Origin of the sequence: Kitasatospora putterlickiae (assembly GCF_039527695.1) — a bacterium.
In the GTDB taxonomy this organism is placed as follows: Bacteria; Actinomycetota; Actinomycetes; order Streptomycetales; family Streptomycetaceae; genus Kitasatospora; species Kitasatospora putterlickiae.
Genome location: NZ_BAAAKJ010000539.1, coordinates 1 through 7697 on the forward strand (window position 1 = coordinate 1; position 7697 = coordinate 7697).

Annotated in this window: 5 protein-coding genes; 1 reads left to right on the top strand and 4 read right to left on the bottom strand. The window is 75.2% G+C overall.

The window, feature by feature from the left end; genetic code table 11:
• Positions 1-23 precede the first annotated feature (23 nt).
• From ABD308_RS38910 to ABD308_RS38920, 3 genes are all read right to left on the bottom strand, one after another.
• Positions 24-2075 (bottom strand): HelD family protein, encoded by a 2052-nt coding sequence (locus ABD308_RS38910; RefSeq protein WP_344345771.1) that lies wholly within the window; start codon positions 2073-2075, stop codon positions 24-26.
• 205 nt (positions 2076-2280) lie between these two features.
• The gene (locus ABD308_RS38915; protein WP_344345773.1) at positions 2281-3918 is read right to left on the bottom strand and encodes a DNA repair helicase XPB; all 1638 of its coding nucleotides are present in this window, start codon (positions 3916-3918) and stop codon (positions 2281-2283) included.
• Positions 3919-4033: 115 nt separating this feature from the next.
• The gene (locus ABD308_RS38920) at positions 4034-4438 is read right to left on the bottom strand and encodes a hypothetical protein (protein ID WP_344345775.1); all 405 of its coding nucleotides are present in this window, start codon (positions 4436-4438) and stop codon (positions 4034-4036) included.
• A gap of 129 nt (positions 4439-4567) precedes the next feature.
• Between ABD308_RS38920 and ABD308_RS38925 the strand changes: the two genes are divergently transcribed.
• Positions 4568-4834 (top strand): hypothetical protein, encoded by a 267-nt coding sequence (locus tag ABD308_RS38925; protein ID WP_344345777.1) that lies wholly within the window; start codon positions 4568-4570, stop codon positions 4832-4834.
• A gap of 5 nt (positions 4835-4839) precedes the next feature.
• On the opposite strand, the gene ABD308_RS38930 is transcribed toward ABD308_RS38925, so the two are convergent.
• On the bottom strand, positions 4840-7347 hold the full coding sequence (locus ABD308_RS38930; RefSeq protein ID WP_344345779.1) for a helicase-associated domain-containing protein: 2508 nt from the start codon (positions 7345-7347) through the stop codon (positions 4840-4842).
• Positions 7348-7697 lie beyond the last annotated feature (350 nt).

Sequence of the window (7697 nt, forward strand, 5' to 3'; positions counted from 1 at the left end):
CCCGGCCGTTCGGCCCGGCGGGTTCAGCGCAGCTGCTCCGGCAGCGGCTCGGCGTGCAGCACCTCCAGCCCGGAGACCGCCCGGGTCAGCGCCACGTACAGCCGCCGCAGGCCGGTCCGCTCGTCCGGCTCGCCCGCGACCACCGCGGCCGGCTCGTCCAGCACCACGTAGTCGTACTCCAGACCCTTGGCCAGCGACGCCGGGACGAGCGTCAGCCGGGCCTCGGCACTGGTCTCGGTGCCGGGCGCGAGGTGCGCGAGACCGGCCGCCGTCAGCGCCTCGGCCAGCAGCGGGACGCGCGCGTCGGCCGCGATCAGACCCGTCGACCCCTCCCGCTCCAGCGCCCGCCGGCAGGCCTCGATCACGGCCGCCGTCCGCTCCTCGCCGGCGACCCGGCGGATCGTCAGCGAACCCGGGGCCTCGCGCACCGAGCTCGCCGGGTTCAGGCCCGGGGCGATCGACGGCAGCAGCCGGGAGGCGTACGCGATGACCTCCTCCGGCACCCGGAAGCCCTTGGTCAGCTCCTCGATGTGGGCGGCCGGCTTGCCCAGGTGGTGCAGCGCCTCCGGCCAACTCGCCGTCGCCCACGGGGTGGTGCCCTGGGCGAGGTCGCCCAGCACGGTCGCCGAGCCGGTGGTGCAGCGCCGGCCGACCGCGCGGTACTGCATCGGCGAGAGGTCCTGCGCCTCGTCCAGCACCACGTGCCCCAGCGAGGCGGTGCGCCGCACCAGGTCCGTCGCCTCGTCGACGAGGACGGCGTCGGCCGCGGTCCAGCGGGCGGTCCGCACCGAGCGGCCCCGCTTGGGCCACAGCACGGCCGCCTGTTCCTCGGCGGTCAGCACGCCCTCCGCGCAGGCGGCCAGGAACTCCGGCTCGGAGAGCAGCCGCAGCACCAGCTTGGCCGGGTCGACGGCCGGCCAGCAGGCCTTGACCACCGCCTTCACGGCGGGGTTGCGGGCCACCGCGTCCTGCACCCGGTCGTCCGGGGCCTCGCCGCCCTGCTCCATCTTCAGCAGCACGGCGTGCGCGATCCGCTGCGGCAGTGCCTCGGCGGCCGCCCCGTAGCGGATCTCGCGGCCTTTCAACTCCTCGATGATCTCTGTCAGTTCGTAGACCGGGACGCGCCAGCGGCGGGAGCCGCGGATCACCACGCACGGCTCGGTGGGCAGCGCGATGCCGGAGCGGACCGCCCGGCGCAGCACCTGCGCCATCCGGGCGTCGCCCTTCAGCCGGGCCGCCTCGGGGGAGTCCTCGCCGCGCACCTCGACGTGCCCGACCAGCTGCTGCACGGTGGCCTGCGCGACGTCCAGCTCGCCCAGCGCGGGCAGCACCTGCTCGATGTAGGAGAGGAAGGCGTTGTTCGGGCCGATCACCAGGGTGCCGGTGCGGGCCAGCCGCTCGCGGTGCGCGTACAGCAGGTACGCCACGCGGTGCAGGCCGACGGCGGTCTTCCCGGTACCGGGGGCGCCCTGGACACAGAGGGTGCCGGAGATGTCGGCGCGGACGATCTCGTCCTGCTCCGGCTGGATGGTCGCCACGATGTCGCGCATCGGGCCGACGCGCGGCTTCTCGATCTCGGCCGCCAGCAGGGCCGAGGAGGTCTCGTCCTCCGCCGGGTCGGAGAGGTGCTCGTCCTCGTACGCGGTGAGCTCCCCGCCGGTGTAGCCGAAGCGGCGGCGGCGCTCGACGTCCAGCGGCTCGGTGCGGCTGGCCCGGTAGAACGGCTGGGAGACCGGCGCGCGCCAGTCGATCACCATCGGGTCGCCGTCCGCGTCGTGCACGTGGCGGCGCCCGATGTAGAAGCTCTCTCCGCCCGATCCTTCACTCAACTCCTCGCTGATCGCGTGCAGGTAGTCGAGCCGGCCGAAGAACAGCGGGGTGTGCGAGAGGTCGGCCAGGGCGGCGATCCTGGCCTCGATCTGGTTCTGCAGCACCAGGGCGGTGACCCAGGTGCCGGTGACGTCGCGGATGTCCAGGGACTCGACGTCCTCGCGCATCGCGCGCAGCGCGGCCCTGGACGCGGCCAGGTGGTCGCGTTCGCGCTGCAGGGGGTCGGTGAGGGGGGTGGCGGGCACAGCGAACCTTCCCGGCTGCCCCGGACGCGGGCGCAGCGGATCGTAGGAGCTCACGGTGGATACAGCCGACCGGTTGCCGAACGGTCGGCACCTCCCCCGGCTGCCCGCGCGACTACAGCGGGTACCACGGTTCGGGAGGGGGCAGACGGACGATCCTAGCCGCGTCCGCCCCTCCGATCCAGCCCCGCCACCCCCGTGCCTTCCGTTACAGCACGTCGTCCGCGTCGATGATCCGGTAGGCGTAGCCCTGCTCGGCGAGGAAGCGCTGGCGGTGGGCGGCGAAGTCCTGGTCGACGGTGTCCCGGGCGACCACCGAGTAGAAGTGGGCGGCGTGGCCGTCCGCCTTGGGGCGCAGGACCCGGCCGAGGCGCTGGGCCTCCTCCTGGCGGGAGCCGAAGGTGCCGGAGACCTGGATGGCGACGGTCGCCTCCGGCAGGTCGATGGAGAAGTTGGCGACCTTGGAGACCACCAGGACGCCGATCTCCTTGTTGCGGAAGGCGTCGAACAGCTTCTCGCGCTGGGCGTTGCTGGTCTCGCCCTTGATCACCGGGGCGTCCAGGGCCTCGCCGAGTTCGTCCAGCTGGTCGATGTACTGGCCGATGATCAGCGTCTGGTCCTTCTCGTGCTTCCTGACCAGGGCCTCCACCACCCGGCGCTTGGTCGCGGTGGTCGCGCAGAAGCGGTACCGCTCCTCGGGCTCCGCGGTCGCGTAGGCGAGCCGCTCGGAGTCGGTGAGGGTGACCCGGACCTCGCAGCAGTCGGCGGGCGCGATGTAGCCCTGCGCCTCGATCTCCTTCCACGGCGCGTCGAAGCGCTTGGGGCCGATCAGGCTGAACACATCGCCCTCCCGGCCGTCCTCGCGCACCAGGGTGGCGGTCAGGCCGAGCCGGCGGCGGGCCTGGAGGTCCGCGGTGAACTTGAACACCGGGGCCGGCAGCAGGTGGACCTCGTCGTAGACGACCAGGCCCCAGTTGCGGGCGTCGAACAGCTCCAGGTGGGCGTAGGCGCCCTTCCGCTTGGTGGTCATCACCTGGTAGGTGGCGATGGTGACCGGGCGGATCTCCTTCCTGGTGCCGCTGTACTCGCCGATCTCGTCCTCGGTGAGCGAGGTCCGCTTGACCAGCTCGTGCTTCCACTGGCGGGCCGAGACGGTGTTGGTGACCAGGATCAGCGTGGTCGACTTGGCGTGCGCCATCGCCGCCGCGCCGACCAGCGTCTTGCCGGCGCCGCAGGGCAGCACCACGACGCCCGAGCCGCCGTGCCAGAAGCCCTCCACCGCCTGCGCCTGGTAGGGGCGCAGGCTCCAGCCGTCCTCCTCCAGGTCGATCGGGTGCGCCTCGCCGTCCACGTACCCGGCGAAGTCCTCGGCCGGCCAGCCGAGTTTCAGCAGCACCTGCTTGATCTGCCCGCGCTCGGACGGGTGCACCACCACGGTGTCCGGGTCGACCCGGGCGCCGACCAGCGGAACGATCTTCTTGGACCGCAGCACCTCCTCCAGCACCGGCCGGTCGGTGGAGGTGAGCACCAGCCCGTGGGTCGGGTGCTTGAGCAGCCGCAGCCGCCCGTACCGGGCCATCGTGTCGGCCACGTCGACCAGCAGCGCGTGCGGCACCGGATAGCGCGAGTACGTCACCAGGGCGTCCACGACCTGCTCGGCGTCGTGGCCCGCCGCCCGCGCGTTCCACAGCCCGAGCGGCGTCACCCGGTACGTGTGCACGTGCTCCGGCGCCCGCTCCAGCTCCGCGAACGGCGCGATGACCCGCCGGCACTCGGCGGCCCTGGGGTGGTCGATCTCCAGGAGAAGAGTTTTGTCGCTCTGGACGATGAGCGGTCCGTCGTTCACGCGGGGGTGCCCTCCACTGGCTGACAGGTCTGTCGGGTCTGCGGGTCCCTCGGGACGCCGACCCTCCAGTGTCGCGCATCCGGCCGGGTGGGCGGGACCGCTCGGGACGGGAGGGCTACTTCCACTCGTGGAAGGTGCCGGTGGACTTGCCGTCGGGGGTGACCTCGTACGCGAAGAGGCCGACGACGTGGTTGAGGCGGTCGAGCCGGGGCGAGGCGGTGTGGAAGAAGAGCGAGCCGCGCCAGCTGGTGCCGCCGCCCTCGGTGAAGTGGCCGATGCCGATGCCGTGCCAGACGACGCTCTGGCCGTCGGCGGTCATGTCGACGCCCTGGCCCTCGCCGTGCAAGGTGCCGTCGGCGCGCAGTTCGGACTCGTAGGTGCCGAAGCCGGTGACGGCGGTGCCGTAGTAGGTGCCGCTGCCCTCGAACGAGACCTCGACGACGACGTGGCCGTCCCCGGCGTCGAGGACGCGCCGGCCGGTGTCCTGGCCCTGGGTCTCGCCGATGAGATCGCCGAGCATGATGACTCCTTTCGTCACCCCCCGCATTCCGGACTACGCCGGTGGGGGCGGGGCGTCAACCGCCGGTACGGGCGGTGCGGAAGGGGTGGCGGGGGGTGACCGGCGGCGGGGTGGCTCGTTGGGCAGGGCATGAACAAGTCGAAGCGTGTCCTCACCGCCCTCGCCCTCGCCGGAACGGCCGTCGCCGCCACCGTCTCCTCGGCCGGCTCCGCGCACGCGATCGCGGGCATCGGGGAGGGGCCGGGCGGCGTGCTGGCGTCGCCCGCGTTCCTGCTCGCCGACCTGACCGGGGCCACCTCCGCGATGCCGGTCGGGCAGGGGGACCTGGCCGCCCTGGCGGAGAAGGCGATGAAGGAGAAGCAGGCGGAGCAGGCGGCCCAGCAGCAGGGCCACTGAGGCCGCTACTCGTCGAGTTCGGCGACGCCGGTGATCCGGTGCAGCGCGAAGGTGCGCAGTTCGCCGTCGTGGTGGTCGAAGGCGGTGACGTAGCCGCCTTCGACCTTCACCGGGTCGATGATCCGTTGGCTGGCGAGGCCCTCCGCGTTGAGGTAGCCGATCCACATCCGCTCGCCGAGCAGGACCGCCGTCTGCAGCGCTGCCAGGGTCTCGGCGGCGGCCGTGCGCGGGAGTTGACGGCCGGTCGGGAGGGCGGGCTCGCGGCGGGCGGCGGTGGCGGCCCGGTCACCGGCCCGGATCGCCTTGACGGCGGCGGCGAGCAGGGTGTCGTCCGGCGCGGGCGGGCCGTCCGGGACCGGTACCGGGGCCGCCCGGGGCGGGGTGCGGTGGCTGTCCGGGCGGGTGATCAGCACATCGCCCTCGGCGGACTCGGCGGCCGGCGCGTACCCCATGGCGCGCAGGCTCGCGAGCAGCGTGTCCGGCGCGGCCTGGGCGGCCAGCACGGTGGGCGCGAGCAGCCGTAGCCGCAGGTCGGCGGAGCGGCGGTCGGCCAGGATCTCGTTCAGCAGGGACGGGTCGTCGCAGCGCAGGTAGGACGAGGCGGCGCCGACCCGCAGCAGCCCGTGCCAGCGGGCGACGTCGTCGATCAGGTAGGCGAGCGGCTGCGGCACCGGCGTGCGGGAGTGCTGGGCCAGGAAGGCCCGCAGGTCGGCGGCGGTGCGTCCGGCGTCGAGGGCGCGGCGCACCGAGCCGGGGGTGAACCGGTAGACGGTCGCGCCGCCCTTGGACTCGATGTCGGCGCAGAGCGCGAGCGCCTGGGCGAGCGGGGTGAGCAGCGGGCCCGGGGCGATCGCGGTGAGGTCCGGCTGCAGGATGACGTGGTCGAGCGGCCGCGGCAGCAGCAGGGCCAGCACGGCGGCCGGGTCGTGCTCGGCGGTGAGCAGGGCGCGGGCCGGGGCGGCGAGCGCGCCGCGGCCGGTGACGCCGAGGAGTTCGGCCTCGGCCAGGGTCCAGCCGACCAGGTGGTCGCGCAGGTCGCCGCCGCCGTCGGGGGCGGCCGGCCCGCCGCGCAGCGGGCGCTGCCAGCGCAGCGTGGGCAGCAGCTCCTCGGCGGTGGCCGGGGTGCCCGCCGGGAGCTCGGCGAGCAGCGCGAGGGCGGCGCGGCGGACGGACGGGGCGAGGGTGCGGTCCAGCTCGGGGCCGAGCGCGGCGCGCGGCTTGCCCCGGCCGTCGGCGGTGCCGGTGAGGGCCGGGACCCGGGTGGCGGCGAGCCAGCCGCGGGCGAGCACGGTCCACCGCTCGGCGGTGTCCAGCCGCAGCCACTCGTCGTACCCCGGGGTCGGCGCCCAGCGCTCGTCGACCTCGCCGTCCGGGGCCAGCAGCCCCGACGTGTAGGCGAGTTCGAGCCAGAAGGCGGCGATCTGCTCGGTGCACTCCAGGGCCTGGGCGGTGCGCTTGAGGTCGCGCACGCCGAGGCCGCCGGCGCGCAGGGTGGGCGGCGGGGTGAGGCCCCAGAGGTCGAGGAGTTCCTCGACGGTCCGCACGGCGGTGTGCGCCTGCCCGGCGGCGGCGCCGTCCACCACCTGGGGGTCGCGCGGCGAGGCGGCGGGCGCAGGCTCGGGCGGGACCGGCTCGACGGTGGGGTGCGAGCGGCCGCCGCGCAGGTGCAGGGCGAGTTCGCGGGGCAGGACGACACTGCCCGGGCTGCTGGGCAGCAGCAGGCCCCGGGCCAGCAGCCACTCGACGGGGCTCTGCGCGTCCTCGGCGGTGACCGGGCGGGTGGCGTCCGGGACGGTGCCGGTGGGCGGCCCCCAGACCAGCCGGTCGAGCAGCCGCAGGGCGGGTTCGGGGGCGGTGGCGAGGAGGTCCGCGCAGCGGGCGCGGTCGGTGAGCAGCGCGGTGAACACGGCGACGGCGGTGACCGGGTCGGCGGTGGCGGGCTGCCCGGCGGAGGCGAGCAACTGCTGCAGGCGGGCCGGGGACATGCCGGTGCTGGCCTCGGCGAAGGTCGGGCCGAGACCGGTGCGGCCGGGGTTGCTGGCGGTCGGGGCGAGCGCCTCGCGGGCGGCGATGACCAGGCGCAGGCCGTTGTCCGGGCCCCAGAGCAGCGCGCGGTCGCGCAGGGTGGCCAGCGCGCGGGGGAGCGCGGCGGCGAGGGCGGACCGGTCGGCGGCGCTCAGCGGGGTGGCGCCGGGGTGCGGCTTCACCTTGGCCGGACCGGCCAGCAGACCGCGGACCGCGGCGGGCGGGGTGCCGTCGGGGAGGGCGGCGAGGGCCTCGGCGACCTGCAGGGTGAACCGGTCCAGCCGCTCCAGCGCGCGCAGGGCCGAGGCGCGCGAGGAGAGCCGGGCGGTGAGCTGGGTGAGGTCGCCGGGCACGGGGTTGAGCAGGTCGGGGCGGGACCGGAGCAGGGCGGCGAGGTCATCGTCGGGCCGGGCGCGGAGCTCCTCGGCGAGGGTGCGGGGGCCGGCGGCGGACTTGGCCTGGCGTTGGGGGCCCTGCTGTGCGGTCATTCGACCTAGGTTAGTCGGGTGGCGGCGGGACGGGAGGGTGCCGACGTCGGCGGTCGGGCGGTCGGTGCGGTGCGGCTCGCCCGGGGGTGCTCCGGGCTCGCGTGGCGGGTCGGCGGGTGGGTACCGTCACGGTCGGCGGGGATGACGCCGCGTCCGGACGCGTGGCGGGTCCGGTTCGGTACGGGCAAGGCGGGGTGTGTGCGATGTCGGACGGCGAGTGGTGGCGCAAGCAGGGGCCCTGGAGCGAGCCGCCGGGTGCCCCGGGGGCCGGAGGCGGGAGTGGGGGTGGTGACGGGGACAGCGTGTACGCGCAGGAGCCGGCGCCCCCCGCTCCGTCGCGCCCCCCCGTG